The sequence below is a fragment of the Pseudomonas sp. BNK-7 genome, from assembly GCF_048072025.1.
Lineage (GTDB): Bacteria > Pseudomonadota > Gammaproteobacteria > Pseudomonadales > Pseudomonadaceae > Aquipseudomonas > Aquipseudomonas danubii.
In genome coordinates, this window is the sequence record NZ_CP182252.1 from 5,937,678 (window position 1) to 5,963,511 (window position 25,834).

The window sequence follows — 25,834 nt, forward strand, 5'->3', positions numbered from 1 at the left end:
ACTCCAGGCAAAAAAAATCCCCGAACCAGTCGGGGATTTTTTATGCCTGATCAATCAGCCCGAGGGCGGATCAATCTTCGCGGTAGCGACGCAGCTTCAGCTGCTTGCCAGCCACGCGAGTGTCCTTGAGCTTGGTCAGCAGACGGTCAAGACCGTCTTCCGGCAGCTCGACCAGACTGAAGCTGTCACGCACCTGGATGCGACCGATGGCTTCACGGGCCAGGCCACCTTCGTTGAGGATCGCGCCCAAGAGGTTCTTGGCAGCGATACCGTCACGGGCACCCAGCGCGGTACGGCAGCGAGCACGGCCTTCGCCCAGAGGCATTGGCGCGCGACGCTCACGATCACCACGATCAGGACGATCGCCGGAACGCTCAGGACGATCACCACGTGGCGCGCTGTTGGGCACCAGTGGACGCTCTTTCTCGATGGCTGCCAGGTTCAGCGCTTGACCATTGGTGGCCTTGCGCAGCAGGGCCGCGGCCAGGGCGCGCGGGCTGCAACCGATATCGGCAGTCAGGCGATCCAGCAGCTCACCGTGGGTGGCTTCAGCATCAGCTACCAGCGGCGACAGGCTGTTGGTCAGTTTCTTGATGCGTGCATCAAGAACAGCTTGGGCGTCCGGCAGGCGAACTTCGGCAACCTTCTGACCGGTCACACGCTCGATCACTTGCAGCATGCGGCGCTCACGCGGAGTCACCAGCAGCAGCGCACGACCTTCGCGACCGGCACGGCCGGTACGGCCGATACGGTGCACGTAGGATTCCGGGTCGTACGGCATGTCCACGTTGAATACGTGGGTGATACGCGGTACGTCCAGACCACGAGCGGCGACGTCGGTGGCCACAACGATGTCCAGACGGCCATCCTTGAGGGAGTCGATCACGCGCTCACGCTGGTTCTGGGCGATGTCACCGTTCAGCGCAGCGGCTTTGTAGCCTTTGGCTTCCAGGGCACTGGCCAGGTCCAGGGTCGCTTGCTTGGTGCGCACGAACATGATCAGGGCGTCGAAATCTTCAACTTCCAGCAGGCTCAGAACAGCAGAGGTCTTCTGGTCAGCGTGAACCAGCAGGTGAGCCTGCTCGATCGCGGTGACGGTCTGGGTCTTGCTCTGGATCTTGACGTGCTTCGGGTCCTTCAGGTGACGCTCGGCAATGGCCCGGATCGACTGCGGCAGAGTGGCCGAGAACAGTACGGTCTGGCGGGACTCAGGCATGGCCTTGAAGATGACTTCCAGGTCATCCATGAAGCCCAGCTTGAGCATTTCGTCGGCTTCGTCGAGAACCAGGTGGTTCACGGTGGCCAACACTTTTTCGTCGCGACGCAGGTGGTCGCACAGACGGCCCGGAGTGGCGACAACGATCTGTGCGCCATTACGGATTGCTTTCAGTTGTGGGCCCATCGGCGCACCGCCGTAGACGGCCACAACAGTCACGCCCGGCATTTGCTTGGCGTAGGTTTCGAAAGCGGTTGCAACTTGCAGCGCCAACTCACGGGTTGGGGCCAGGATCAGAGCTTGCGGCTCGCGCTTGGACGGATCAATGCGGTGCAGGATAGGCAGGGCAAAGGCAGCGGTTTTACCGGTACCGGTTTGCGCCTGACCAATCATATCGTGACCGGCAAGGATGATCGGGATCGACTGCTGCTGAATAGCCGAAGGCTCTTCATAGCCGGTAGCGACTACTGCAGCGACAATATTGGGATGAAGTTCAAGAGCGGCGAAGCCGCCGATTTCCTGGGTCATGGGTCTGCCTCTAAGTGCATCCGCAAAGACCCATGCTCCAAAGCTGCGCATGCCGTGTAAGACTCAAGAGTCACCCTGGCAGCTTTGTCGGCGGGGATTTGCGAAAACGATTGGATGAATGGATCGTCAAGGATAGTCCGCGCAGCGGACAAGCAGCCGAAGCTGACTTCGGGGAATTGCATTACCTAAACGTGGCCCGGCTAAAGGCCGGCGCGCACTATACCGGAATTACTCAAAAAAGGGAGTTTTTTTTATCGGAAAAATCCGCTGAACGCCCGATGGTCACGGGCTTTGCGCAGACTCGAAGGGCGCGCTATTTTGCTTGAGCCCGCCGTTGTTGGTCGCCACCGCTAAAACGATTCACCCTGGTGCTTGAAAGCCGTCTCGCCCATTCCCTCTTTCCCCCTTGAGGATCGCGCCCATGAATCAGCCCAGTGCCAGCCGTGTCAGCCGCGAACTGCGCGGTCATCTATTCCTGATCGGCCTGGACCGGGTCGCCAAGCGCAATGCCTTCGATCTGGAGCTGCTCAACCAGCTGAGCCTGGCCTATGGCGAGTTCGAAGCCAGCAGCCAAGCGCGGATCGCCGTGGTGTTCGGCCACGGCGAACACTTTACCGCAGGGCTGGACCTGGCCAATGTCGGCGCTGCCCTGGCTCAGGGCTGGCAGGCACCGCCCGGCGGCTGCGACCCCTGGGGCGTGTTCGCCGGACCACGGGTAAGCAAGCCGGTGATAGTCGCCGTACAGGGTTACTGCCTGACCATCGGCATCGAGTTGATGCTGGCGGCGGACATCAACCTCTGCGCCAGCAATACGCGCTTTGCCCAGATGGAAGTGCAGCGCGGCATCTTTCCCTTCGGCGGCGCAACCCTGCGCCTGCATCAACTGGCCGGCTGGGGCAATGCCATGCGCTGGTTACTGACCGGTGACGAGTTCGATGCCCATGAAGCCCTGCGCCTGGGGCTGGTCCAGGAAGTGATGGCCAGTGAGGACCTGCTGCCCCGGGCCATTGAACTGGCCGAGCGGATTGCCCGACAGGCGCCGCTGGGGGTGCAGGCGACGCTGATGTCGGCGCGCCAGGCCAGGCTCGAAGGCGAGACGCTGGCCGCTCAGGGCTTGCCACCGCTGATACACAACCTGATGAACAGTGAGGACGCCAAGGAAGGCGTGCGGGCGATGATCGAGAAGCGACCGGGGGTGTTCAAGGGTTGCTGAACCAGGTGGCCGGCAGATCGTCCTCGCCGACAAACCGGCTCCTGCGCAAATATCAGGTAGCGGGACGAATGGCCTTGATCAGCGACTGCAGGGAATAGCCCAGGCGCGGGGCCAGGGCTTCAGCCCGGGCGGTCAGGCTCGGCAGGTCCAGGTCCTGCTCCAGGTCGGATGGCACGATCAGAATCACATTGCCCTCCTTCACCGGCAGCTCCCAGTAGTGGCGGTGATAAAGGCCACGCAACAAGGCTGCGCCCAGAGGCTTGCCGTCATCGGTAGCCCACTGGTTGATCACCAGCCAACCTCCAGGATTGAGGCGCTTCTGGCAGTTTTCCAGGAAGCCCCAGGCCAGATGACCGACGCCCGGGCCGACATCGGTGTACAGGTCGACGAAGATCAGGTCAGCGGATTCGGCACTGTCCAGCAACTCCAGGGCGTCACCGACTCTTATATAAAGACGCGGATCATCGTCCAGGCCCAGGTACTCGATGGCCAGGCGTGGAACATCCGGGCGCAGTTCGATGGCTTCGACGTCTTCCAGGGGCAGGAACTTCAGGCAGGCCTGGGTCAGGGTCCCGGCGCCCAGGCCGAGAAACAGTGCGCTCTCCGGCGCCTCATGACACAGGGCACCGATCAGCATGGCCCGGGTGTAGTCGTACTCCAGCCAGCTGGGGTCGGCGGTGAACACGCAGCTTTGCTCGATGGCGTCGCCAAATTCGAGGAAGCGGTAGTCCGCCACTTCCAATACCCGAATCATGCCGAACTGGTCATGAACCTCGGCGAGCACACGCTCGACGCGCTCCTCAGTCATTTCATCTCCTAGTCGCGGGGCTCGCAATCGAGCCGGCGCGATAAACCAACCGCTCGGCAGCGAGCGGGAAAGGCGCGATTGTCGGCCAAGCGAGAGGAGCAGGTCACGCACTAATTTGCTGCTAACATGCCCCTCCCACCGTAACGCACTCGAGTCCGCGATGAGCCAACCCTGGAGCCCCGACAGCTGGCGCGCCTTGCCGATCCAGCAACAACCCCAGTACCCCGACGCTGCGCATCTGCTGCAGGTCGAGCAAACCCTGGCCAGTTATCCACCGCTGGTGTTTGCCGGTGAAGCCCGGGAGTTGCGCCGCCAGTTTGCCGAAGTGACCCAGGGCCGCGCCTTCCTGCTGCAGGGCGGCGACTGCGCCGAAAGCTTTGCCGAATTCTCCGCCGCGAAGATCCGCGACACCTTCAAGGTGCTGCTGCAGATGGCCATTGTCATGACTTTTGCCGCCGGCTGCCCGGTGGTCAAGGTTGGACGCATGGCCGGCCAGTTCGCCAAGCCGCGCTCGGCCAACGACGAAACCATCAATGGCGTGACCTTGCCGGCCTATCGCGGCGACATCGTCAACGGCATCGGCTTTGATGCAAAAAGCCGGATACCGGACCCGGACCGCCTGCTGCAGTCCTACCACCAGGCCACGGCCACCCTGAACCTGTTGCGGGCCTTCGCCCAAGGCGGCTTTGCCGACCTGCACCAGGTGCACAAGTGGAACCTGGACTTCATCGCCAACTCGGCTCTGGCCGAGAAATACAGCCAGCTCGCGGACCGCATCGATGAAACCCTGGCCTTCATGCGTGCCTGCGGCATGGACAGCTCGCCGCAACTGCGCGAGACCAGCTTCTTCACCGCCCATGAAGCGCTGCTGCTCAATTACGAAGAGGCCTTTGTCCGCCGCGACAGCCTGACCAACGACTATTACGATTGCTCGGCGCACATGCTGTGGATCGGCGACCGCACTCGCCAGCTCGACGGTGCCCACGTCGAGTTCCTGCGGGGCGTGAACAACCCGATCGGGGTCAAGGTCGGCCCGAGCATGAACACCGAGGAACTGATCCGCTTGATCGACATCCTCAACCCGGACAACGATCCCGGGCGCCTCAACCTGATCGTGCGCATGGGCGCCCACAAGGTCGGCGATCATCTGCCGCAACTGATCCGTGCGGTAGAAAGCGAAGGCAAGCAGGTGCTCTGGAGTTCGGACCCGATGCACGGCAACACCATCAAGGCCAGCAGCGGCTACAAGACCCGGGATTTCGCGCAGATCCTCACCGAGGTCAAGGAGTTCTTCCAGGTGCACCAGGCCGAAGGCAGCTATGCCGGCGGCATCCATATCGAGATGACCGGTCAGAACGTCACCGAGTGCATCGGCGGCGCACGGCCTATTACCGAAGACGGCCTATCGGATCGCTATCACACCCATTGCGATCCACGGATGAACGCCGACCAGTCGCTGGAACTGGCCTTCCTGATTGCCGAGACCTTGAAGCAGGTCAAACGCTAAAAGCGCTGTCGCGGACAAACCCGCTCCTGCAAGGCCACTGTAGGAACGGGCTTGCCCGCGAAGCGCTTCACTCCAGCACCTCACGCAGATGTCGCGCAGCATCACGCTGGCAATTGAGCTGAATCTGCTCCAACCCCAGCCAATCGGCCATCTTGCGCAATTGCACGGCCAATGCCCGGATGCCCTCTTCGTCCAGACCGGGCTGCTCTTCATGCACCCCATGCACCGCCAAACGCCCCTGAGCTCGCTCCGCCCGCAAATCGACCCGAGCGACGATCCGCTCGTTGTGCAAGAACGGCAGCACGTAATAGCCATAGACCCGCTTGTGTCGGGGCGTATAGATCTCCAGCCGATAGCGGAAATCGAACAGTCGCTCAGTGCGGCTGCGCTCCCAGATCAGTGAATCGAACGGTGACAACAGCGCACTGGCCTCGACCTTGCGCGGCACCTTGACCTGCGGCAGGCAATAGGCCGGCTGACGCCAACCCTGAACCTCGCAGGCCAGCAACTCACCGGACTCCACCAGTTCGGCGAGTCGTGCACGGCTGTCGCCTGGATCGAGACGAAAATAATCCCGAAGGTCCTTTTCCGTGGCCACACCCAGAGCGGTTGCGCCATGCAGCATCAGGCGACGCTGGGCCTGAGCCTCATCCAGCAGCGGTTGCCGAAGGATCTGCGGCGCGATCACCCGCTCTGGCAAATCGTACAGGCGCTCGAAGCCGCGGCGCCCCGCCACCGTTACCTCACCGGCCGCGAACAGCCATTCCAACGCATGCTTTTCATCGCTCCAATCCCACCAGGGCCCGGCACGCTCCTCACGGGTGGACAGGCTGCCGGCGCCTAGCGCGCCCTGCTCTTGAACCGCGGCCATTACCCGACGGACAGTGGCCTGGCGCTCCTGACCAAAGCGCGTCAACTGGGAGTAGATACCCTGCCCTTGTTTTGCCCGCTGCATCCGCCAGCGCATCAGCGGGTACATGGACATGGGTAGCAACGACGCCTCATGCCCCCAGTATTCAAACAACGTGCGTTGCCGGCCCTGACTCCAGGCGGCCTGATCGAGCAACGCCTGTGGATAACTGCCCAGGCGGGAAAACAGCGGCAGGTAATGGGCCCGCACCAAGGCGTTGACCGAATCGATCTGCAACAGGCCCAGGCGTTCTATTTGCAGATTGAGGCGTGCGGCCTTGATCGTTGCCGACGGCTGGCGCCCGCCGAAACCCTGGGCGGCCAGCGCCAGTCGGCGAGCCTGTTTAAGAGAGAAAGAGCATTGTGCAGGCATGGGAGTTCTCCTTGTCTGCCCGCACGCTAGCGCACCGGGAAGCGGCTTGTGTAGCACCCTTGCCGCTATTTATGCATCGGGTCGTCCCAGAACGGGCGGACCCGCTCATGCTCGACATCGGCCCGCGTCAGGCCCAGGTCCTTCAACGCCTCATCGCTCAGCCCGGCGAGCATCCGGCGCTCACGCCCAAGCTCATACCAGCGCATGACCCTGCGCCATAAGCCGCTCAATGACAGCGCCTGAAATGACAGCTTGTGGACCAGCACATAACCCTTTTGACCTTTCATCATCTTGCCCTCCAGTGGGGATGACGCCAGTCTCTGCTTAGGATTAAGATCAATCCAACGAATGTTTCTTATGTCATTCATCTCAGGATTTGATGGAATGTCCCAGTTCCCCAGCATCGACACCGAAGTCCTGCGCACCTTTGTCGCCATCGCCGATGAAGGCGGTTTTACCCGGGCCGGCGAACGGGTCAATCGCACCCAGTCGGCGGTGAGCATGCAGATGAAACGCCTGGAAGAAGATGTGCTGCAACGCCAGTTGTTCCAGCGCGACGGGCGCCAGGTCAAGCTCACCGCCGAGGGCCAGGTGCTGCTGGGCTACGCCCGACGCATCCTGAAACTGCACAGCGAGGTGTTCAACACCCTGCGCGAGCCGCACATGGTGGGCCTGGTTCGCATCGGCACTCCGGATGATTATGTGATGCGCTTTCTACCGGGAATCCTGTCGCGCTTTGCCCAAAGCTACCCGCTGATCCAGATCGAGGTGCATTGCGAATCCAGCAAACAGTTGCTGCAACGCCAGGACCTGGACCTGTCCATCGTCACCCGCGAGCCGGGTAGCGAGATCGGCCAACTGCTGCGCAAGGAGCGCTTCGTCTGGGCCGTGGCCCAGGGCTTCAATCCCCACGAGCAATCGCCATTGCCCCTGGCGATGTTCAACAGCGACTGCTTTTGCAGACTCTGGGCCTGCAACGCCCTGGACGCCGCCGGACTCGACTACCGGATTGCCTACAACAGCTCGAGCCTGGCGGCGTTGATGGCCGTGGTCAGTGCCGGGCTGGCAATCACCGCGCAACTGGAAAGCCTGATCACACCGGACATGCGCATTCTCGGCGAGGCACAGGGCCTGCCCCAATTGCCGGAGGCGAGCATCATGCTGCTGCGCAACCTCAATACGCCCTCCCCCATCACCGAATGCCTGGCGGAGCACATTGTCGAAGGCTTCAAACTTTGAAGGCCAGCATCACCGCGCACACCACCAGGAAACCGCAGAACAGCGCCCGCAGCAGGCGCTCGGGCAAAGCATGAGCCACCTTCACTCCCCAACTGATGCTCAACAGGCCGCCGACCGCCAACGGCAGACCAATCATCCAGTCCACTTGGTGATGGACGCCGTAGGTCACCAGAGTCACCCCGGTGCTCGGCAACGCCAGAGCCAGGGACAGCCCTTGTGCCACCACCTGGGAGGTGCCAAAGACGCTGGTCAATACTGGCGTGGCCACTACCGCTCCGCCTACGCCGAACAACCCGCCCATGGCCCCGGAGGCAGCGCCCAGAACCCCCAGCCAAGGCCAGGAATAACGCATCCGCGTGCTGGCCGGCGCGCTGCTCATGAACATGCGCAGCAGGTTGTAGGCCGACAGCACCAGGAGAAAGACGACAAAGCCGATACGCATCTTCTGTGCGTCGATGCCCACCGCCCAGATCGAGCCGAGCCAGGCGAAACAAAAGCCCATCAGCGCCAGTGGCAGGGCATGGCGCAGTTCGATGCGGTTGCGCTGGTGATAACGCCACAGCGCCAGCATCACATTGGGCACCACCATCACCAGCGCGGTGCCCTGAGCAATCTGCTGATCCAGGCCGAACAACACCCCCAGCACGGGAATCGCGATCAAGCCGCCGCCGATACCGAACAAACCACCCACAGTGCCCAGGGCCGCGCCCAACAGCAGATACATCACTAACTCGATCACAGCCGCTCTCCTCACCTGAGAGCTGCATGCTACGCAGTCGGCCCTGGCACGGAAACGCACAGCAACGCACAATGGCTGTGCCGTTTTCGCATAAGCGCTCTGACCATGAATCCCAACACTCTCACCGAACAACTGGGGCTGTTTCTCGATGTGCTGGAAGCCGGCAGTTTTTCCGCCGCGGCTCGCCGCCATCCACTGACGCCCTCCGCCGTGGCCCGGCGTATCGACAGCCTGGAAAGTGCCGTGGGCACCACGTTGTTCATGCGCACCACCCATGCCGTGGTTGCCACAGCCGCTGGCCTGGCCTTCGCCGAACGGGCCCGGCGCATTGTCGCTGAACTGCAACTGGCCCGGGCCGAGGCGGTGTCCCTGAGCCATGCGCCGGAAGGCCTGATCCGCATCGATGCCCCGGCCGCCTTCGGCCGCCGTCATCTGGCACCGGCGATCGCCGACTTCCTGGTGCTCTATCCCGGCCTGGATGTACAACTGCACCTGATCGACAGCTTCGTCGACATGCAGGGCTCGCACCTGGGCAAAGTGGACCTGGTACTGCGGGCCGGGCAACAGGTGGATACCCGGATGGTGGCCACCTCCCTGGCCAGCATCGTACGCATTGCCTGCGCCAGTCCGTCCTACCTGAAGAGCCGTGGCACCCCGACTCAACCCGCTGAGCTCAGCCAGCACGACGGCCTCGACTGGGATGGCCTGGCACCCTTGTTCGCCTGGCGCTTTGAACGGGACGGACAGCTGCACAGTCATCGCCCACAACGCATCCGCCTCAGCGCCAACAATGCCGAAGCCCTGCTTTCGGGAGCCTTGGCCGGGCTGGGAATTGCTCACTTGCCCACCTGGCTGGTGAGTGAGTACCTGTTGCGCGGAGAACTGGTGCCGTTGTTCTGTGATAACGGTCTACCCAAGCCGGAAACCGCCGGTATCTATGCCTTGCGTATGGAGCAGCATCCCAATGCCCGTAGCCGCCTGCTGCTGGAGTACCTGAAAAGTCGCTTCAGTCCGGTTCCGCCATGGGACCTGGCACTGCAGAGTGCAATGAACTGACGTCGAAGAAAATTATCTGGTGCATTAAAGACTCGCCCGCTAGATTCAGGACCATTAACGACCAAGGCCCCCGACATGACCACCGACCGCTCTACCCCGGATACCTGCGAACAGCTGCTGCTGGACAACCAAGTGTGTTTCGCCCTGCACTCCACATCGCTGCTACTGACCAAGGTCTATAAACCGTTGCTGCAGCAACTGGGGCTGACCTATCCGCAGTACCTGGCAATGCTGGTGCTCTGGGAGCGGGATGGCCTGACCGTCGGCGAAATCAGCCAGCGCCTGCTGACCGACCCCGGCTCGCTGACTCCCTTGCTCAAGCGCCTGGAAGCCGAGGGCCTGCTGAGCCGCACTCGCAGCCGGGAAGATGAGCGAGTGGTCATTGTCGAGCTGACGGAACAGGGCCGAGCGATGCGCGAACAAGCCCGGAACATCCCACAGTGCATCCTCGGCGCCAGCGGTCGGACAGTGGAGCAGTTGCGGCAGCTGCAAGAAGATTTACAGATGCTGCGGGGGCATTTGCAGGACAGTCTCTAAGGCTTCGCCGACAAGCCAGCGCCTATGGCTGGGGCTGGTTTTGAGAAAAAAATATATTTATAAAAAACAATGAGTTGAGCCAGAAACAGGGCTTCAGACAAGAGTTTGCATAAAATATATCTTGCGCACTAAATATTTGAGCGATACATTTATTTCGCACTTACTTAGCGCGCAAATAATTAGCGCAAAAACAACCCAGCACGAGGTTTTCACCATGCAAACTCTCTACACCGCAGTTGCAACCGCCACCGGTGGCCGTGATGGCCGCGCTGTTTCCAGTGACAACATCCTCGACGTCAAACTGGCCACCCCCAAGGAACTCGGCGGGGCCGGTGGACAGGCGACCAACCCGGAACAGCTGTTCGCTGCCGGCTATTCGGCCTGCTTTATCGGTGCCCTGAAGTTCGTTGCCAGCCAGAGCAAGCGCAAGATCCCGGACAACGCCTCGATCACCGCCCATGTCGGTATCGGTCAGATCCCTGGCGGCTTTGGCTTGGATATCGATCTGCATGTCAGCCTTCCGGGCGTGGCTCAGGAAGAGGCGCAAAGCCTGGTGGATGCCGCACATCAGGTCTGCCCCTACTCCAACGCCACCCGCGGCAATGTTGATGTACGCCTGCACGTGAACGTCTGAAACGGTAAACGCCAGGCATAAAAAAGCCCGACTCAAGGTCGGGCTTTTTCATCGACAAGATCGAACCAGGATTAAACCTTGGCGCGGCCCTTGTAGGAACCGCCTTCGCGGGTATCGATCTCGATCATGTCGCCGATTTCGATGAAGTCCGCAACGCTCAGCTCGGTACCGTTTTTCAGTTTGGCAGGCTTCATCACCTTGCCCGAAGTGTCGCCGCGAGCGGAACCTTCGGTGTAGTCAACCTGACGTACGATGGTGGTCGGCAGGTCAACGGAAACCAGACGGTCTTCGAAGAACACGGCTTCGCAAACGTCGGTCATGCCTTCTTCGATGAACGGCAGAACGGCCTCGATGTCTTCGGCGTTCAGCTCGTACATGGTGTAGTCGGTGGTGTCCATGAAGGTGTAGGTGTCACCGCTGATGAACGACAGGGTCGCTTCTTTGCGATCCAGGATCACGTCGTCCAGTTTGTCGTCCGCACCGTAAACGGTTTCGGTCTTGTAACCGGTCAGCAGGTTCTTCAGCTTGGTCTTCATGATCGCGCTGTTACGACCGGACTTGGTGAATTCAGCTTTCTGAACCAGCCAAGGATCGTTGTCGATACGGATCACGGTACCGGGTTTGAGTTCTTTACCAGTTTTCATTGCGAATATCCGAATTTGGATGGGATTTACAAAAATCTAGGCCGCGTATCATATCCAATTTAGGTAAAACTGCACCAGCGCCGCAGCAAGATCGGCTTGCAAGCCTTGTTCCAGACACCATTGTTCGGCGTGCGCGGCGACTTCGGGCCAGTGTTGCAGCAGGTTTTTCCAGGCTTCGGTCATCGCTGCCTCGGTATTCCAGACCTGCCACAGGGCCCGCACCGCCGCTTGGGCGTCAGGTGAAAGAGTCCGGGTGTACAAGGCGAGAAAGGCCTCGAGCTTGTCCAGGTGGATGTCTTCGTCCTGGCGGTAGATATGCCAGAGCATCGGCCGCCCGGCCCATTGCGCCCGAACAAAGGAGTCCTCTCCACGCACCGCGTTGAAATCGCAGCACCACAACAGACGGTCGTAATCTTCCTGGCGAACAAAAGGCAGGACCTGGACCGTCAGGGACTGCCGGATCTGCAGGCTGCCCACACTCAACGACGCGTCTCCCAGCCAGCGCTGCACATCTCCCAGGATGCGCCCTTCGGGCACCAGCAAATGGGTCTGTTGCGTATCGAGGGCCAAGGCATCCAGCCAACCACCAAGACTGGCGTTCTCATAGGCAAACAGTGATATCAAGCGGCTATCGGCGGCGGGAGTGACTCCCAGTCCTTGAAGAAAATCCAGCTGGACCTGGCGATCGGCCTGAAATTGCCGGCGGCGCTCGAGCAATCCGGCTTCGCGCAGCAAGCCGCCCGTGCCAGCCTGGAATCCGGGGAAGAAAAAGTACTTCTGTACACCACGAAACTTCACTGATGGCAGGCCGTGGCAGCCGCTGACCCAGTCCTCCGCGCTCAGGTAATCCAGATTCAGCCACAAGGGTGCACGCTGGCGCTCGGCCATCGCCTCCATATAGGCATGGGGCAACTGACAGGCAAACGCAGCGATCACCACATCGGCTGCAACTTCATCCTGCCACTGGGCCGGCCAGTGGCGCACCTCGACCCCATCCTGATACTGGCTGTGTCGCTGGAAATCGATCTCTGGACAGATCTTTTCAAAGGCCCGCAGATCATCGACCCACAAACGCACCGTGCATTGATGCTCGGCCACCAATTGTCGGGCCAGGCGCCAGGTCACACCGATGTCGCCGTAGTTGTCGACCACGCTGCAAAAAATATCCCAGGAGGCTTTCATTCCAGTCCCCGATTGGCAAAGGCGCCGATTGTCCGCATAAATGCTCCTGCGCAGAAGAGCCAACCTCGATTAATCTTCATGCGACAATCAGCCCTCGCCCACTATCGCCCGCCAGGAGGCAACCATGTCTTATCGCCCGCCCGCTCGTCGCTCCTTGCGCATCAGCTTCAATGCCCTGGCGCTCAGCGGCAGCATTGCCCTGGGCCTGTGGCTGGGTTTTCTGGCGATTGCCCTGACCTGCTGGCTAGCCTCGCACTTTCTCTTCAGCCAGCAACTGGCTCCTGTAGCGCAAGCCGTGCAGCAATTGGCGAAGCCGCCGGTGGTTGCGCCTGAGCCGCCCAATCGGCTGTTCGAGCAGTATCAGGAAAACCTGCGCAAGAACGAAGAGTTGCAATCCCTGGATAACGCTCGTAGCAACCTGCGCAACCTGTCCAATCCCAAATGCCAGTTCTGGTTGCAACAGGACCAGACAGCGCCCAGCGAAAAGAGTCGCGCCAACGTTCTGCAGTTCTGTAATTGATCATGAATAAACAGTCTGTCTGCCAACTGATTCTGCAACAGCTCCGAGAGGATCTGGAAGTCGCGGTGCGCGCTGCGCAAACCGCCTACGAAACCGCCACTCACGAAGAGAATATCGCCGAGAACAAGTACGACACCCTGGGGCTGGAAGCCTCCTACCTGGCGGCCGGCCAGGCTCGGCGGGTCGAGGAAATCCGTCAGGCATTGAGTCTCTGGCAGAATCTGAGTTTGCGATCCTACGACCCACAGGCCGGAATCCAGGTCGGTGCGTTGCTGGGGCTGGAGGATGAAAACGGCCACGAACAATGGCTGTTTCTTGGTCCCGACGGGGCAGGCTTGAAGGTTTATGTGGTGGGGCAACTGGTGACCGTCATCACCCCGCGGTCACCGCTGGGCAAGAGCCTGATGGGCAAGTTCGAGGACGACGAGGTGGAGATCGTAGTGGCGGGGACCCGGCAACAGTTCACTGTCACCGAGGTCCGCTAGCTGTAATCAGTGAACCGGCAGTTCAACGCCGTCGAACAGTTCTTCCAGTTCCTGCTTGTTATGGCATTGAATCGCCTTGGCCATGACTTCGCGCGTCAGGTGCGGGGCGAACTTCTCGATGAAGTCGCACATGAAGCCGCGCAGGAATGTACCGCGACGGAAACCGATCTTGGTGATGCTCGACTCGAACAGCTCGCTGGCGTCCAGTACCACCAGGTCATTGTCGAGCTTGGTGTCGACCGCCATCTTGGCGACGATACCCACTCCCAACCCCAGGCGCACATAGGTCTTGATCACGTCGGCGTCAGCCGCAGTGAACACCACCTTTGGCGTCAGGCCACGATGGCTGAAGGCTTCATCGAGCTTGGAGCGGCCAGTGAAACCAAACACGTAGGTAACGATGGGGTATTCGGCCAGAGTTTCCAGGGTCAGCTTCGGCAGCTTGGTCAGCGGGTGGCCCTGAGGCACAACCACGCAACGGTTCCAGCGATAGCACGGCATCATCACCAGATCACCGAACAGCTCCAGCGCCTCGGTGGCGATGGCGAAATCCACAGTGCCGTCAGCGGCCATCTCAGCGATCTGCATCGGCGAGCCCTGGTGCATGTGCAGGGCCACATCGGGGTACTGCTTGATGAAGCTACTGATCACCGGCGGCAGGGCGTAACGTGCCTGGGTATGGGTGGTGGCGATGGACAGGGTGCCCTTCTTCTCGTTGGAGAACTCCTGGGCGATCTGCTTGATGCTCTCGACTTTGCGCAGGATCTCGCCAGCGGTAGTGATGATTCGCTCACCGGCCGGGGTCACACGGGTCAGATGCTTGCCGCTGCGAGCGAAGACCTCGACCCCAAGCTCGTCTTCGAGCAGACGGATCTGCTTGCTGATACCCGGTTGTGAGGTGTAGAGGCTTTGGGCGGTAGCGGAGACGTTGAGGTCGTGGTGCGCCACTTCCCAGATGTAGCGCAATTGTTGAAGCTTCATATCAATCCCTCAAAGCAGGTAGACGCCACGGGTATCAGCGACGGTATATAACTATATTAATGGTCAGGAGAATAAATCTAGAACTTTTATTCAGAATTTTCCATTCCGCTCTCAGACATCCCCCTGACGCCGACGCTGTACCAGAGGCACCAGATAAACCGGCACTTTGGCCAGCTGTAAAACCCGTGCGGCCGTACGCCCCAAAGGGGTTTGCGCACCGCCCCCGTGGCTGTGACTTCCTACGATCAGCAAATCCACCGAGAGTTTCGCCGCCTGATCCAGAATCACCTGGGATGGGTCCCCTTGAAGCACCCGCACCGACTGGATCAAGGTCAGGTCCTGCATGCCCTCCCCCAACTCCTCGCGAAAACTGTCCAGCACCCGCTGCTCGATATTGGCCATTACCGTGCTCAAGCCCTGGCGGTGAAACTCGTTCAAGGATTGCTCATCCAGATAGCTCTGCAACACCGATTCGGCAAATAGCCCCATGGGTTCCACTGCGTGCACTACATGTAAGTCGGCATTGAACGTTCGAGCCAGCTCCAAGGCATGCTGCATGACAAAGGGCGCATACAGACCGAGGTCGGTGGCATACAGCATCGAACGAATCATATGACCTCCTCAACTGCCAAGATGGCGGAGATTGATTCAGCTTAGCAGTGCCTGGAACTGTGGGAGGTTCGACGCCAAGCCTGGGATTTTAGGGCTCAATCCCTGGCTTCGTTGCTGATGCCGTGGGGCACGTGACCGGTGGCAACCACCTCGCGGGCCAACTCGCAGTGACCGGCCTGATCATCAAAAAAAACATCGGCGGCGAAGGCTTCAAGAAAGGCGGCTTTCTCCAGGCCGCCCAGAAACAAGGACTCGTCCAGACGAATGTCCCACTCGCGCAAGGTGCGGATCACCCGCTCATGGGCCGGCGCCGAACGGGCCGTGACCAAGGCCGTGCGAATCGGGCAGGCATCGTTGGGAAACTCGCCCTGAAGCAGATTGAGTGCCGCCAGAAAGCCCTTGAACGGTCCGCCCGGCAATGGCTCCCGAGCCGACTGCTGCTCACTGGCCTGAAAGGCCTCCAGGCCACCGGTTTGATAGACCCGTTCCGAGTCATCGGAAAACAGCACGGCGTCCCCGTCGAAGGCGATGCGCAACTCGCCATTGGCGGCACGCCGGGCGCCGCCTGAGAGGATGGTCGCGGCAGCAAACCCAGCCTCCAGAGCACTGCGCACATCGTCGGCATGGGTAGAGAGAAACAGATCGCTGCCAAAGGCCGCCAGATAGGGATAGGGACTGCGACCGCCGACGAAGGCCGCACGGGAAATACCCAGGCCGTAATGCTGGATCGAGTTGAACACCCGCAGGCCGGTGTCGGCACTGTTGCGTGAAACCAGCACCACCTCGACCCGCGCACGCCCCAGACTGGCATTGAGACTGAGCAGTTTCTTCACCAATGGGAAGGCATCGCCCGGTTCGAGGATCTCCTCTTCGTGTTCGATCTGGTACTGCCTATAAGCCTCGACCCCCTGGGCCAGATAGACCTTATGGCTGTCGCTCAGATCGAACAGCGCCCGCGACGAAATCGCCACCACCAGCTTGCCATCCAGGCCATTTGCCATATTCCGTCCCCTTCAGGTAATCAGCTCAAGCGTGATGCCGGTCGATGAAACTCAAGGCCTGGTAAAGCGCCTGGATTTTCGGCAGCTCACAGCCAGCGGCCCTGGCTGCCGCCAAAGGTGCGGCATAGATGGCTGCCAACTCCAGAGGACGCTGATGCAGGAAATCATGGTACATGCTCGGCCAGTAGTCGGGCATGTGCTCGGTGGACTTGAACAGTTGCTGTGCGTAGGCATCTGGAATGACATGACCACAAGCCGCGGCCCCCAGAAGCACCTCCTGCATGAGGTTCTGAATCAACTCGCGGCTGTCCGGATCGGCCATCAACGGCGTGGTGCTGGCCTTGAGCAGCACCGACAGACCGTTGTAAGGCACATTCCACACCAGCTTCTGCCAACGCGCCTGCTGCAGGTTGCCCATGACCTTGGAATCAAGCCCGGCCTCACGAAACAACGCCGCCCCTTCTTCGACAATAGCCTGGCTCAACACCGGATCAGCGCTTGCTGGACCGCTGTGGTAACCCAGATTGACTGCACCAAGAGCCTGGTGCTCGATCTGGCCGGGACCCGCACGATGGACACAGATAAAGCACAAGCCACCCAGTAGGTGCAGCGACTCAGGAAGCACGGCGCGCAGGCCATCTTCAACGTCCAGGCCGTTCTGCAGCAACAGAACCTTGGCATCAGGCGCCGCCGCCTGAATGATCGCCGGCGCCAACTGGAGGTTGCTGGTGGTCTTGGCTCCCACCAGCAGCCAGTCACAAAGCGGCATCTCCTCAGCGCTGGCGTATGCCTGCACCGGTTTCAGGCTCAACGCCCCGTACTGAGCGCTGTTGACCTGCAGCCCCTGCTCCACCACCGTCGAAAACTCGCTACGCAATAGAAAGTGCACGTCGAAACCGGCGCGTGCCAGCATCACCCCGTAAAAACCTCCGATCGCTCCGGTCCCGATAATGCCCACACGCGGTTTACGACCTGCATCCATCAAGGCAACTCCTCTGGAATTCGATTGAGCGACCGACGCAAGCCCTCAGTGAGCTCCTTGTACGTCAGCCGCGACTGCAACGCCCCATAAAACTCACCGTCGCTCACCACAAACAGGGCCGGCAGGTGAAACACCTGATAGCGCTCCACGGCGCCTCCGTTGTCAGCGGCGTCGACCCAGCACAAGCGCTCGACCGGCAAGCCCAGCCCCGGCAGTTGCGCCCGCGCCCAACGGCAACTGGAACAGCCAACGCTGGTGAAAACCACCAGGGAAACACCATCCAGACCCAGCAATTGCTGGTCGATATCGAAGTCTGTCAGTTCCAATTCGACCACTATACTGGGGGAAACAATGTCAAATGGACGACACTCGGAGTCTGCGGTCATGGGACGTTTTTTGCCTCATCCTGATGATGTTCCGGTTGAACTGACCCTACGTAAATACGCCTGCATTTCGCGTCAGCGGTTGCACACTATCAGCCTCGGTGGCATGGCGTGCAATTACCACCGCGCCTGGCGCCACGGCACCGCACTAGAGGTGTATATGCCGACGCTGGGGGAAAATGCGCGCTACAACGGCTATGTCGCCTGGTGCCTGAAACGCAAGCGTGGCTACCTGGTGGGGATCGCTTTCGTCGATGAACAAACGCTGTTCGGCGCCCGCATGGGCGAACAGGTGTGCCAGATCGCCCGATACTGCCGCCTGCATGAACCTCAGAGCGAACAACAATGCATCGAGGCCCTGGCCCTGAATTGGGTCGAGCAGCACGCAGAGGACTATTCCGAGGACCGCGTACACCAGGCTTTTGTGCAGCCTTAGCCCAATAAAACCGCCGTCTGCCCATTGTAGAGTCACCGGGTAACGCGCTAAGGTTCCGCTCCCCGACGCGCTCAAATCCGCTGTGCTCCGCCGCGCGGGGATCGCTGGCGGCCGGCACCCGTGACCTGACGAGTAACACGATGGCTGATTTACCGATCAACGACCTTAACGTCGCCTCCAACGAGACCCTGATCACCCCTGATCAACTCAAGCGAGACATCCCCCTTAGCGACACCGCCTTGCGCACCGTGACCAAGGGTCGCGAAGTGATCCGCAACATCCTCGATGGCACTGATCACCGTCTGTTTATCGTCATTGGGCCCTGCTCGATCCACGACATCAAGGCAGCGCACGAGTACGCTGAACGTCTCAAGGCACTGGCGGCGGAAGTCTCTGACACTCTCTATCTGGTAATGCGGGTGTACTTCGAGAAACCCCGTACTACCGTTGGCTGGAAAGGCCTGATCAACGACCCTTACCTGGATGACTCGTTCAAGATTCAGGACGGTTTGCATATCGGGCGGCAGTTGTTGCTGGACCTGGCTGAAATGGGCCTGCCTACCGCCACTGAAGCCCTTGACCCGATCTCCCCGCAATATCTGCAGGACCTGATCAGTTGGTCGGCCATCGGTGCACGCACCACCGAATCCCAGACCCATCGGGAAATGGCTTCCGGCCTGTCGTCGGCCGTGGGCTTCAAGAATGGCACCGACGGTGGCCTAACCGTGGCGATCAATGCGCTGCAATCGGTATCCAGCCCGCATCGTTTCCTGGGGATCAACCCACAAGGTGGCGTATCGATCGTAACCACCAAAGGCAACGCCTACGGCCACGTGGTGCTGCGTGGCGGCAACGGTAAGCCGAACTACGACTCGGTGAGCGTCGCTGTCTGCGAACAAGCCCTGAGCAAGGCCAAGATCAAGCCGAACATCATGATCGACTGCAGCCATGCCAACTCCAACAAGGACCCGGCGCTGCAACCTCTAGTCATGGAAAACGTTGCCAACCAAATCCTGGAAGGCAACCAGTCGATCATCGGTCTGATGGTGGAAAGTCACCTGAACTGGGGTTGCCAAGCGATTCCGAAGGACCTGTCAGACCTGCAGTACGGCGTATCGATTACCGACGCCTGCATCGACTGGGAAAGCACCGAGAAAACCCTGCGCAGCATGCACGCCAAGCTCAAGGACGTATTGCCGAAACGCGATCGCAGCTGATTCCTTTTCGTCAGACACAAAAACGCCGGGCCAAGCCCGGCGTTTTTTATGGTCGCCCCGATCAGAGCTTTGCTGCGTGACGCTGATGGCGTTCCATGTAGCGTTCTACATAAGAACAGGATGGAATCACTGTGTAACCCATACGCTCGGCGTACTCCAGCGCCTGCTCGGTCAACGCCGCGGCAATGCCGCGCCCACGTAATGCGTTGGGCACGAAGGTGCGGTAGATATCCAGAGTCTGCTTACCCAGGTCCATATAGGTCAGGTAGGCACGATGACCGTCCACATTGGTCTCGAACTGATGACCAGCCTGGTCATGGTGGATGGACAACGCCTCGCTCATCACTACTCCTTGCGGGTCTGGAATGCTGACCCATACCTTACCGATGTTTTTCCGGCGAAGGAACAACTTACGCCACCTCGTGCCTGTCGGACACCACCGTAGAAGGCATCCCCCTTACATCGCGAGCACGTTACAAAATAGTAGGCGCCCTGGGCATAAATGCTCAAGCCACACTCGTCACAGATCAACGTAAAACGCCCTCAGCAAGCCTTGCAGAAAGCACCGTCAGGCCCAGTGTAAAAATGCGTTGAGGCTATACATCGCCGGATGCTGAAACTTAAGACGAGCACCGTTTCTTAAAGTCACCGGCAAGATGGATAAAGATAGGCCAAGGCTGGGCAGATTCTGAAGAAAAGTGCCATCGACAGAATATAGGCCACTTTAGCCTAGACTCTGAAACAGCGCCTGGAGAATGCTGGCAAACAACCAGCACCCTCTGACAGAGCCTTGCCGCTGAATGTTTTTTATACAATCGCTTAAAAAGTTGCTCGAAAAAGAATCACCGCCTAGAATTTTTTTTGCTTCTTGCGCTACGTCAGTTTACTTACTACAAGTAATGGGTAGTATGTACGCCGGCTATTTCCTCACTCTGAGGTGATAGCTACTAATAGAAAGTCCTTGAAGGGGAACACGATGAACAACGTTCTGAAATTCTCTGCTCTGGCTCTGGCCGCAGTTCTGGCTACCGGTTGCAGCAGCGTATCCAAAGAAACCGAAGCTCGTCTGACTGCTACTGAAGATGCAGCAGCTCGTGCTCAGGCTCGTGCAGACGAAGCCTATCGTAAAGCTGATGAAGCTCTGGCTGCTGCTCAAAAAGCACAACAGACTGCTGACGAAGCTAACGAGCGCGCTCTGCGTATGCTGGAAAAAGCTAGCCGCAAGTAATAGTCCCTCGGGATTGTTATCAAGCCGATCCATTTTTTGGATCGGCTTTTTTATTGCCTGGGATTTTCCACTGACAATAAAAAACCCGTCGACACCGGCAGGTCTCGACGGGTTGTTGTTCTAACCCTTACTGCTGCAGATCGAACGGAGCACTGGACAACGATGTTGCAGGCGCAGTGGTCGGTATTGCGATCTCCACTGGCAAGCCATCTTCGGCCGCCACTACATCCCTGACCACATCCCAGTTCATGCGCAGGTTGTTGGCCAGATCTTCGCGCTTGAGCAAAGCATTGATCACCGCAGTGTGCTTGTCGACCACTGAAGGATTACCCTTGTCATCCAAAGGTGTATGCGCCTCCAGATAGACTTTGCCACCGCTGATACCGAACTTGTACGGATCGTTGATGATACGCACGGAAGTTCCTACCGGAACCATCCCGGCCATTTCCAGCACGTTGTTGTTGAGCATACGGAAACAGCCATGGCTGGTGCGCATGCCGATGCCGAACTTTTTGTTCGAACCGTGGATCAGGTAACCAGGCGTGCCCAAGGTGAACTTGAACGGCCCCAGCGGGTTATTCGGTCCTGCCGGTACCACGCTCGGTAGCGGATCACCATCGGCAGCATGTTCGGCCCGGATCGACGCTGGTGGAGTCCAGGTTGGATTCGGGGTTTTCGCAGTAATGCTGGTATGAGCGATCGGCGACCCCCAACCCTCGCGCCCAATGCCCAACGGGAAGGTGTAAACCACATTCCGCCCCTTGGGGAAGTAGTAAAGACGATACTCCGCCAGGTTAATCACGATGCCCTCACGGGGCCCGGGAGGCAGGATGAAACGGGTGGGCAAGATGACCTCGGTCCCCGCCCCCGGCAACCAGGGGTCGACTCCCGGATTGGCCGCCACCATCTCCAGATACCCCAGGTCATGAGCAGTGCCCAGGTCGGCGAAGGTGTCTTCGTACTTGGCCTTGATCACCTGCACCTGACCGACAATATCTTCACCGGGCGGCGGTAGAGGCAATTCCAATGCTGCAACGGGACCGGCCACACACAATGCGGCAAGTGTCAGGCAGCGGGTGACGACGGGGAGACGCGGCAACATCCGGATAATCCTTCGCATGAAAAACGAGTGATAGAAACGCGATTGTACACCCCGCCCCCTGGCTGCGGGAGCCAAGCGGGAGACACAAGCGCAGGCACATGAAATCCCTGTCGAAACGGTCCGCTATCGACCGCCTACAGCTCGAAGCGCAACTCCGGCCAGATCGGCGGAGTGCCGCGCTTTTGCGACTCCAGGATTGCCCGGCACAAAGGGCAGAGTCGTTGATCCTGGAAAATCGTCCGATCCACACTCGACCAGCGCGGCTGCGCGGGCAACAAAGTGCCACACAAGGTCCGATCGGCAGAACCACCCAACTCCAGCTGACGCGTCACCAGATGCACTCGAACTTCCTGGCAGGCGAACAGGTCAAGCTGTTCATCAGGCTCGATCAGTTGATAGGCAAACAGTGACCAGGCGGGACGCGGCATCGGGGGCTCCAAATCGGGGGCGCCACATTAGCCGAAACACTGCCACTAGAAAAGCGTCAAAGCAGCGGTTTTAGCGTCGGCCAGACATTTTCCAGCAACTTGTCCTGAGCCGCTGCTGCAGGGTGCAGACCGTCTGCCTGCATCAGTTCGGGATGACCACCGACCCCATCAAGAAAAAACGGTACCAGCGCCACCTTTTTGTCACTGGCCAACTGGCCATAAACCTGAGCGAACGCCTGGGTGTAGCGCACACCATAGTTGGGCGGCAACTGCATGCCCAACAGCAGCACCTTGGCACCACTGGCCTGGGCACTGTCGATCATCGACGCAAGATTTTGTTGCAATTGCTGAGGCGGCTGGCCGCGCAGACCATCGTTGCCGCCCAACTCGAGGATCACCACCTCAGGCTTATGCTCTGCAAGCAGCGGCGGCAGCCGCGCCAGGCCACCGGCACTGGTGTCGCCACTGACCGAGGCGTTGATCACTTTGTCGGTGAAACCCTGGTCCTTGAGCCGCTTCTCCAACAGAGCCACCCACCCCTCGCGGGTATCCAGGCCGAAAGCCGCACTGATACTATCGCCCACGATCAGGACCGTACCCGCCGCTGCGTTCTGGGCCATGCACATCAAGGCCAGGCCGGCACTCAAAAACCATACACGCATCGGATTCTCCATGGGCGCAAGCATTCTCACTGCGCGGAACCTTAGCAAAGTGGTTCCCAGCGCGGAAGGTGAACTGACCATCCTTCATGAACTCAGCCTGGAGCTGAACCAGGGCGACAGCCTGGCCATAGTCGGCGCCTCGGGTTCCGGAAAATCCACACTGCTCGGTTTGCTGGCAGGACTCGACCTGCCCAGTAGTGGTGAGGTCACCCTCGCCGGCCAGGCCTTGAGTCGCCTGGATGAAGATCAGCGAGCACGGGTCAGGGCCGAGCACGTTGGGTTCGTGTTTCAATCCTTCCAGTTGCTCGACAGCCTCAACGCCCTGGAAAACGTCATGCTGCCCCTGGAACTGGATGGGCGCCGCGACGCCCGTGAGCGCGCCACCGAGCTGCTGCGACGGGTCGGCCTCGGCCAGCGCCTGAGCCACTCGCCTCGCCAGCTTTCCGGCGGTGAGCAACAACGAGTAGCCATCGCCCGGGCCTTTGCCGCCGAACCCGACGTGCTGTTTGCCGACGAACCTACCGGCAACCTCGACAGCCACACCGGTGAACGCATCAGCGACCTGCTGTTCGAACTCAACAAGGAGAGCGGCACGACCCTGGTGCTGGTGACCCATGATGAACGCCTGGCCCATCGTTGCCGGCGCCTGATCCGTCTTGAAGCGGGCTTGCTGGTCGCCCCTCTGGAGCCTTGATGACACGTCTGCCGCTGTTGCGTCTGTTCAGCCTCGCCCTGCGCCAGCTGGTGCGCGATGCCCGCGCCGGGGAGTTACGGGTGCTGTTCTTTGCCTTGCTGGTGGCTGTGGCGGCGAGCACCGCCATTGGTTATTTCGGCGCCCGCCTGAACGGCGCCATGCTGCTGCGGGCCACCGAGTTTCTCGGGGCTGATCTGCTTCTGGAGGGCAGCTCACCGGCACGCCCGGAGCAGGTCGACAGCGGGCGTGCACTGGGACTCGATCATGCCCGCATAGTCGAATTCGCCAGCGTTATCGCCACCGACAATGGCATCCAGCTGTCGAGTATCAAGGCAGTGGACAATGCCTACCCACTACGCGGCCAACTCAAGAGCGCGGCAGCGCCCTACGGCATTGAAGAGCCCGGTGGAGGTCCAAAGGCCGGTGAAGCCTGGGTCGAATCACGCCTGCTGACCGCGCTGAATCTGAAGATCGGCGACAGCATCGACGTCGGCACGCACCCCCTGCGGCTGGCTCGGGTCCTGACCTATGAGCCCGACCGAGCCGGCAACTTCTATAGCCTGACGCCTCGAGTGCTGATCAGCCTGGACGACCTGCAAGCCACCGGCGTCGTCCAGCCGGGTAGCCGGGTCAGCTACAAGGAGCTCTGGCGCGGCCCGGCACTGGCCCTAGAGAGCTATCGCCAACTGATCAAGCCGGGCCTGGCGCCCAACCAGCGACTGCAGGATGCCCGCGATGGCAACCAGCAGATTGGCGGCGCCCTGGGCAAGGCCGAGCGTTACCTGAACATGGCCAGTCTGGTAGCCGTGTTGCTATCCGGGGTCGCCGTCGCCTTATCGGCCAATCGTTTCGCAGCCCGGCGCTTCGATGCCAGCGCCTTGCTACGCTGCCTCGGTCTGTCGCGACGGGAAACCATGTTGCTGTTCAGCGTGCAATTGGGACTTCTGGGGCTCCTGGCCAGCGTCAGCGGCGCACTGCTGGGGTGGTTGGCCCAACGTGGCCTGTTCTATCTGCTGCATGACCTGCTGCCCAGCGATGTGCCTCCAGGTGGCCTGCTCCCGGCCATTGCCGGCATTGGCACCGGGTTGGTGGCCCTGGCAGGGTTTGCCCTACCGCCCCTGGCTGCCTTGGGGCGGGTCCCGCCACTTCGCGTGTTACGTCGTGACCTGCTGCCAATTCCTTCCAGTACCTGGATGATCTACGGCGCTGCCCTGTTTGCCCTGGGCCTGATCATGTGGCGCCTGAGTCTGGATCTGATCCTGACCTTTGCACTGCTCGGCGGTGGGCTGATAGCTGCACTGGTACTGGGTGGGTTACTGCTTCTGGTGCTGCAAAGCCTGCGTCGTCTGCTGGCCCGCTCCTCCCTGCCCTGGCGCCTGGGGCTGGGCCAGTTGCTGCGGCATCCCCTGGCGGCAGCCGGACAGTCCCTGGCCTTTGGTCTGATTCTGCTGTCCATGGCTCTGATCGCCCTGCTGCGGGGCGAACTGCTCGATACCTGGCAGAACCAGTTGCCGAAAAATGCCCCCAATTACTTTGCACTGAATATCCTACCCGCCGAAAAACAGGCTTTTAGCGAACGCCTGGTACAACTTTCAGCCCCTTCGGCGCCGCTGTATCCAGTGGTTCCCGGACGCCTGGTGAGCATCAACGGCGAGCCCGTAAGGGAGATAGTCAGCAAGGACTCCAGTGGCGACCGCGCGGTACAGCGCGACCTGAGCCTGACCTGGGCCGCCGACCTGCCGGCCGGCAACCGCATCACCGAAGGCAACTGGTGGTCAGCGCAGCCCGCCGACGCTGTGCCCGGCGTATCGGTGGAGGCCAAGGTTGCACAAAGCTTGAAACTGAAGCTGGGCGACCAACTGAGCTTCACGGTCGCGGGCGTTAATCGGGAAGCCCGGGTTACCAGCCTGCGCAGCATCAACTGGGACAACTTCCAACCGAACTTCTTCATGATCTTCCAGCCAGGCACCCTGAAAGACCTGCCTGCCACCTACCTGACCAGCTTTTATCTGAGCCCGGGACACGACCAGCAGGTCATCGAGCTATCCAGGGCCTTTCCAGCGGTGACTATTCTTCAAGTGGAGGCCTTGCTGGAGCAACTGCGCAGCATCCTGGCCCAGGTCACTCTGGCAGTGGAGTATGTATTGCTGTTTGTCCTGGCGGCGGGAATGGCAGTGCTGTTTTCCGGCCTGCAGGCCACGTTGGACGAGCGCATTCGCCAAGGCGCCCTATTACGCGCGCTCGGTGCCGAGAGGCGGTTGCTGGTCAAGGCTCGGCGGATCGAGTTCGGTCTTCTCGGCGCCGTCAGCGGCCTGCTGGCAGCCCTGGGTAGCGAACTGGTCAGCCTGGTGCTTTACCGATTCGCCTTCGACCTGCCCTGGCACCCACATCCCTGGCTATTGCTGCTGCCGCTGATAGGCGCCCTGTTGGTGGGCGGGGCCGGGGTTTTCGGCACCCGCCGGGCATTGAACGCCAGCCCGTTGAGCGTCCTGCGCGAAGGGTGAAGAGCAACAGCTCG

General features: G+C 60.3%; 29 protein-coding genes and 1 pseudogene. 14 read left to right on the forward strand and 16 right to left on the reverse strand.

The genetic code is table 11. The annotated features are described in order from the left end of the window. Positions 1 to 70: 70 nt before the first annotated feature. Positions 71 to 1,778, reverse strand: a pseudogene (locus tag ACMGF8_RS26600) (DEAD/DEAH box helicase). A 76-nt stretch (positions 1,779 to 1,854) separates the two neighbouring features. Between ACMGF8_RS26600 and ACMGF8_RS26605 the strand changes: the two are divergent. Next, the gene (locus ACMGF8_RS26605; protein WP_162884077.1) at positions 1,855 to 2,070 is read left to right on the forward strand and encodes a hypothetical protein; all 216 of its coding nucleotides are present in this window, start codon (positions 1,855 to 1,857) and stop codon (positions 2,068 to 2,070) included. Between the two features lie 95 nt (positions 2,071 to 2,165). Beyond that, positions 2,166 to 2,957 (forward strand): crotonase/enoyl-CoA hydratase family protein, encoded by a 792-nt coding sequence (locus ACMGF8_RS26610; RefSeq protein ID WP_207166341.1) that lies wholly within the window; start codon positions 2,166 to 2,168, stop codon positions 2,955 to 2,957. A gap of 52 nt (positions 2,958 to 3,009) precedes the next feature. Here ACMGF8_RS26610 and ACMGF8_RS26615 read toward each other — a convergent pair whose 3' ends face one another. After that, positions 3,010 to 3,765, reverse strand: coding sequence for a spermidine synthase (locus tag ACMGF8_RS26615; protein ID WP_102860905.1), 756 nt, complete (start codon positions 3,763 to 3,765; stop codon positions 3,010 to 3,012). Positions 3,766 to 3,925: 160 nt separating this feature from the next. Here ACMGF8_RS26615 and ACMGF8_RS26620 point away from each other — a divergent pair, with 160 nt between their 5' ends. Further along, on the forward strand, positions 3,926 to 5,272 hold the full coding sequence (locus tag ACMGF8_RS26620) for a class II 3-deoxy-7-phosphoheptulonate synthase (RefSeq protein ID WP_102860904.1): 1,347 nt from the start codon (positions 3,926 to 3,928) through the stop codon (positions 5,270 to 5,272). A gap of 67 nt (positions 5,273 to 5,339) precedes the next feature. Here the strand turns inward: ACMGF8_RS26620 and ACMGF8_RS26625 are convergent, their stop codons facing one another. Continuing rightward, a complete protein-coding gene (locus ACMGF8_RS26625) occupies positions 5,340 to 6,554 on the reverse strand; it encodes a winged helix-turn-helix domain-containing protein (protein ID WP_102860903.1) in 1,215 nt (404 codons plus the stop codon). 65 nt (positions 6,555 to 6,619) lie between these two features. Beyond that, positions 6,620 to 6,841: a DUF1127 domain-containing protein gene (locus ACMGF8_RS26630; protein ID WP_102861006.1), complete on the reverse strand. Its 222-nt coding sequence runs from the start codon at positions 6,839 to 6,841 to the stop codon at positions 6,620 to 6,622. A gap of 97 nt (positions 6,842 to 6,938) precedes the next feature. Between ACMGF8_RS26630 and ACMGF8_RS26635 the strand changes: the two genes are divergently transcribed. Further along, complete coding sequence (locus ACMGF8_RS26635) at positions 6,939 to 7,793, forward strand: LysR substrate-binding domain-containing protein (protein ID WP_102860902.1); 855 nt, start codon at positions 6,939 to 6,941, stop codon at positions 7,791 to 7,793. Here ACMGF8_RS26635 and ACMGF8_RS26640 read toward each other — a convergent pair. Beyond that, positions 7,783 to 8,532, reverse strand: a complete 750-nt coding sequence (locus ACMGF8_RS26640; protein WP_102860901.1) for a sulfite exporter TauE/SafE family protein — start codon at positions 8,530 to 8,532, stop codon at positions 7,783 to 7,785. The two genes, ACMGF8_RS26635 and ACMGF8_RS26640, sit on opposite strands and share 11 nt — an antisense overlap. A 105-nt stretch (positions 8,533 to 8,637) precedes the next feature. On the opposite strand from ACMGF8_RS26640, the gene ACMGF8_RS26645 reads away from it, so the two are divergent. The 3 genes from ACMGF8_RS26645 (at position 8,638) to ACMGF8_RS26655 (ending at position 10,759) form a co-directional block, all read left to right on the forward strand. Next, the gene (locus ACMGF8_RS26645; RefSeq protein WP_102860900.1) at positions 8,638 to 9,588 is read left to right on the forward strand and encodes a LysR family transcriptional regulator; all 951 of its coding nucleotides are present in this window, start codon (positions 8,638 to 8,640) and stop codon (positions 9,586 to 9,588) included. A gap of 75 nt (positions 9,589 to 9,663) precedes the next feature. Further along, positions 9,664 to 10,125 (forward strand): MarR family winged helix-turn-helix transcriptional regulator, encoded by a 462-nt coding sequence (locus ACMGF8_RS26650; RefSeq protein ID WP_102860899.1) that lies wholly within the window; start codon positions 9,664 to 9,666, stop codon positions 10,123 to 10,125. A gap of 214 nt (positions 10,126 to 10,339) precedes the next feature. Continuing rightward, positions 10,340 to 10,759 (forward strand): organic hydroperoxide resistance protein, encoded by a 420-nt coding sequence (locus ACMGF8_RS26655; RefSeq protein WP_102860898.1) that lies wholly within the window; start codon positions 10,340 to 10,342, stop codon positions 10,757 to 10,759. A gap of 71 nt (positions 10,760 to 10,830) precedes the next feature. Here ACMGF8_RS26655 and ACMGF8_RS26660 read toward each other — a convergent pair whose 3' ends face one another. Both ACMGF8_RS26660 and earP read right to left on the reverse strand, forming a co-directional pair. Then, entirely contained in the window at positions 10,831 to 11,403 is a 573-nt protein-coding gene (locus tag ACMGF8_RS26660; protein WP_007931398.1) for an elongation factor P, read from the reverse strand. A gap of 48 nt (positions 11,404 to 11,451) precedes the next feature. Beyond that, positions 11,452 to 12,585 carry an elongation factor P maturation arginine rhamnosyltransferase EarP gene (gene earP / locus ACMGF8_RS26665; protein WP_207166342.1) on the reverse strand — a complete coding sequence of 378 codons (1,134 nt, stop codon included), beginning with the start codon at positions 12,583 to 12,585 and terminating at the stop codon, positions 11,452 to 11,454. Positions 12,586 to 12,709: 124 nt separating this feature from the next. Here earP and ACMGF8_RS26670 point away from each other — a divergent pair, with 124 nt between their 5' ends. Further along, complete coding sequence (locus ACMGF8_RS26670) at positions 12,710 to 13,105, forward strand: hypothetical protein (protein ID WP_207166343.1); 396 nt, start codon at positions 12,710 to 12,712, stop codon at positions 13,103 to 13,105. A gap of 2 nt (positions 13,106 to 13,107) precedes the next feature. Beyond that, the gene (locus tag ACMGF8_RS26675) at positions 13,108 to 13,590 is read left to right on the forward strand and encodes a GreA/GreB family elongation factor (RefSeq protein WP_102860895.1); all 483 of its coding nucleotides are present in this window, start codon (positions 13,108 to 13,110) and stop codon (positions 13,588 to 13,590) included. A gap of 6 nt (positions 13,591 to 13,596) precedes the next feature. On the opposite strand, the gene cysB is transcribed toward ACMGF8_RS26675, so the two are convergent. From cysB to ACMGF8_RS26700, 5 genes are all read right to left on the reverse strand, one after another. Next, positions 13,597 to 14,571, reverse strand: a complete 975-nt coding sequence (gene cysB, locus ACMGF8_RS26680) for an HTH-type transcriptional regulator CysB (RefSeq protein ID WP_102860894.1) — start codon at positions 14,569 to 14,571, stop codon at positions 13,597 to 13,599. 111 nt (positions 14,572 to 14,682) lie between these two features. Next, positions 14,683 to 15,183, reverse strand: coding sequence for a universal stress protein (locus ACMGF8_RS26685; protein ID WP_102860893.1), 501 nt, complete (start codon positions 15,181 to 15,183; stop codon positions 14,683 to 14,685). A gap of 95 nt (positions 15,184 to 15,278) precedes the next feature. Next, positions 15,279 to 16,184, reverse strand: a complete 906-nt coding sequence (locus ACMGF8_RS26690) for a 5'-nucleotidase (protein ID WP_102860892.1) — start codon at positions 16,182 to 16,184, stop codon at positions 15,279 to 15,281. Between the two features lie 25 nt (positions 16,185 to 16,209). Then, a complete protein-coding gene (locus tag ACMGF8_RS26695) occupies positions 16,210 to 17,166 on the reverse strand; it encodes a putative 2-dehydropantoate 2-reductase (protein ID WP_102880445.1) in 957 nt (318 codons plus the stop codon). Continuing rightward, the gene (locus tag ACMGF8_RS26700) at positions 17,166 to 17,552 is read right to left on the reverse strand and encodes a thioredoxin (protein WP_207166344.1); all 387 of its coding nucleotides are present in this window, start codon (positions 17,550 to 17,552) and stop codon (positions 17,166 to 17,168) included. The genes ACMGF8_RS26695 and ACMGF8_RS26700 overlap by 1 nt, the downstream gene beginning before the upstream one ends. On the opposite strand from ACMGF8_RS26700, the gene ACMGF8_RS26705 reads away from it, so the two are divergent. Both ACMGF8_RS26705 and ACMGF8_RS26710 read left to right on the forward strand, forming a co-directional pair. Then, positions 17,551 to 17,985: a PilZ domain-containing protein gene (locus ACMGF8_RS26705; protein WP_102860889.1), complete on the forward strand. Its 435-nt coding sequence runs from the start codon at positions 17,551 to 17,553 to the stop codon at positions 17,983 to 17,985. The two genes, ACMGF8_RS26700 and ACMGF8_RS26705, sit on opposite strands and share 2 nt — an antisense overlap. A gap of 140 nt (positions 17,986 to 18,125) precedes the next feature. Continuing rightward, positions 18,126 to 19,202, forward strand: coding sequence for a 3-deoxy-7-phosphoheptulonate synthase (locus tag ACMGF8_RS26710; protein WP_016967428.1), 1,077 nt, complete (start codon positions 18,126 to 18,128; stop codon positions 19,200 to 19,202). Between the two features lie 61 nt (positions 19,203 to 19,263). On the opposite strand, the gene ACMGF8_RS26715 is transcribed toward ACMGF8_RS26710, so the two are convergent. Further along, positions 19,264 to 19,545 (reverse strand): GNAT family N-acetyltransferase, encoded by a 282-nt coding sequence (locus ACMGF8_RS26715; RefSeq protein WP_011062548.1) that lies wholly within the window; start codon positions 19,543 to 19,545, stop codon positions 19,264 to 19,266. Positions 19,546 to 20,178: 633 nt separating this feature from the next. Between ACMGF8_RS26715 and oprI the strand changes: the two genes are divergently transcribed. Beyond that, entirely contained in the window at positions 20,179 to 20,430 is a 252-nt protein-coding gene (oprI, locus tag ACMGF8_RS26720; RefSeq protein ID WP_003448337.1) for an outer membrane lipoprotei OprI, read from the forward strand. A gap of 127 nt (positions 20,431 to 20,557) precedes the next feature. On the opposite strand, the gene ACMGF8_RS26725 is transcribed toward oprI, so the two are convergent. From ACMGF8_RS26725 to ACMGF8_RS26735, 3 genes are all read right to left on the reverse strand, one after another. Continuing rightward, positions 20,558 to 21,532: a L,D-transpeptidase family protein gene (locus ACMGF8_RS26725; protein WP_207166345.1), complete on the reverse strand. Its 975-nt coding sequence runs from the start codon at positions 21,530 to 21,532 to the stop codon at positions 20,558 to 20,560. Between the two features lie 134 nt (positions 21,533 to 21,666). Next, the gene (locus ACMGF8_RS26730; protein ID WP_007931378.1) at positions 21,667 to 21,960 is read right to left on the reverse strand and encodes a hypothetical protein; all 294 of its coding nucleotides are present in this window, start codon (positions 21,958 to 21,960) and stop codon (positions 21,667 to 21,669) included. A gap of 56 nt (positions 21,961 to 22,016) precedes the next feature. Then, positions 22,017 to 22,622 carry an arylesterase gene (locus ACMGF8_RS26735; protein ID WP_102860887.1) on the reverse strand — a complete coding sequence of 202 codons (606 nt, stop codon included), beginning with the start codon at positions 22,620 to 22,622 and terminating at the stop codon, positions 22,017 to 22,019. Positions 22,623 to 22,632: 10 nt separating this feature from the next. Here ACMGF8_RS26735 and ACMGF8_RS26740 point away from each other — a divergent pair, with 10 nt between their 5' ends. Both ACMGF8_RS26740 and ACMGF8_RS26745 read left to right on the forward strand, forming a co-directional pair. Then, entirely contained in the window at positions 22,633 to 23,316 is a 684-nt protein-coding gene (locus tag ACMGF8_RS26740) for an ABC transporter ATP-binding protein (protein ID WP_102860886.1), read from the forward strand. Then, complete coding sequence (locus ACMGF8_RS26745; protein ID WP_416757821.1) at positions 23,316 to 25,820, forward strand: ABC transporter permease; 2,505 nt, start codon at positions 23,316 to 23,318, stop codon at positions 25,818 to 25,820. Before ACMGF8_RS26740 ends, ACMGF8_RS26745 begins: the two co-directional genes overlap by 1 nt. Positions 25,821 to 25,834 lie beyond the last annotated feature (14 nt).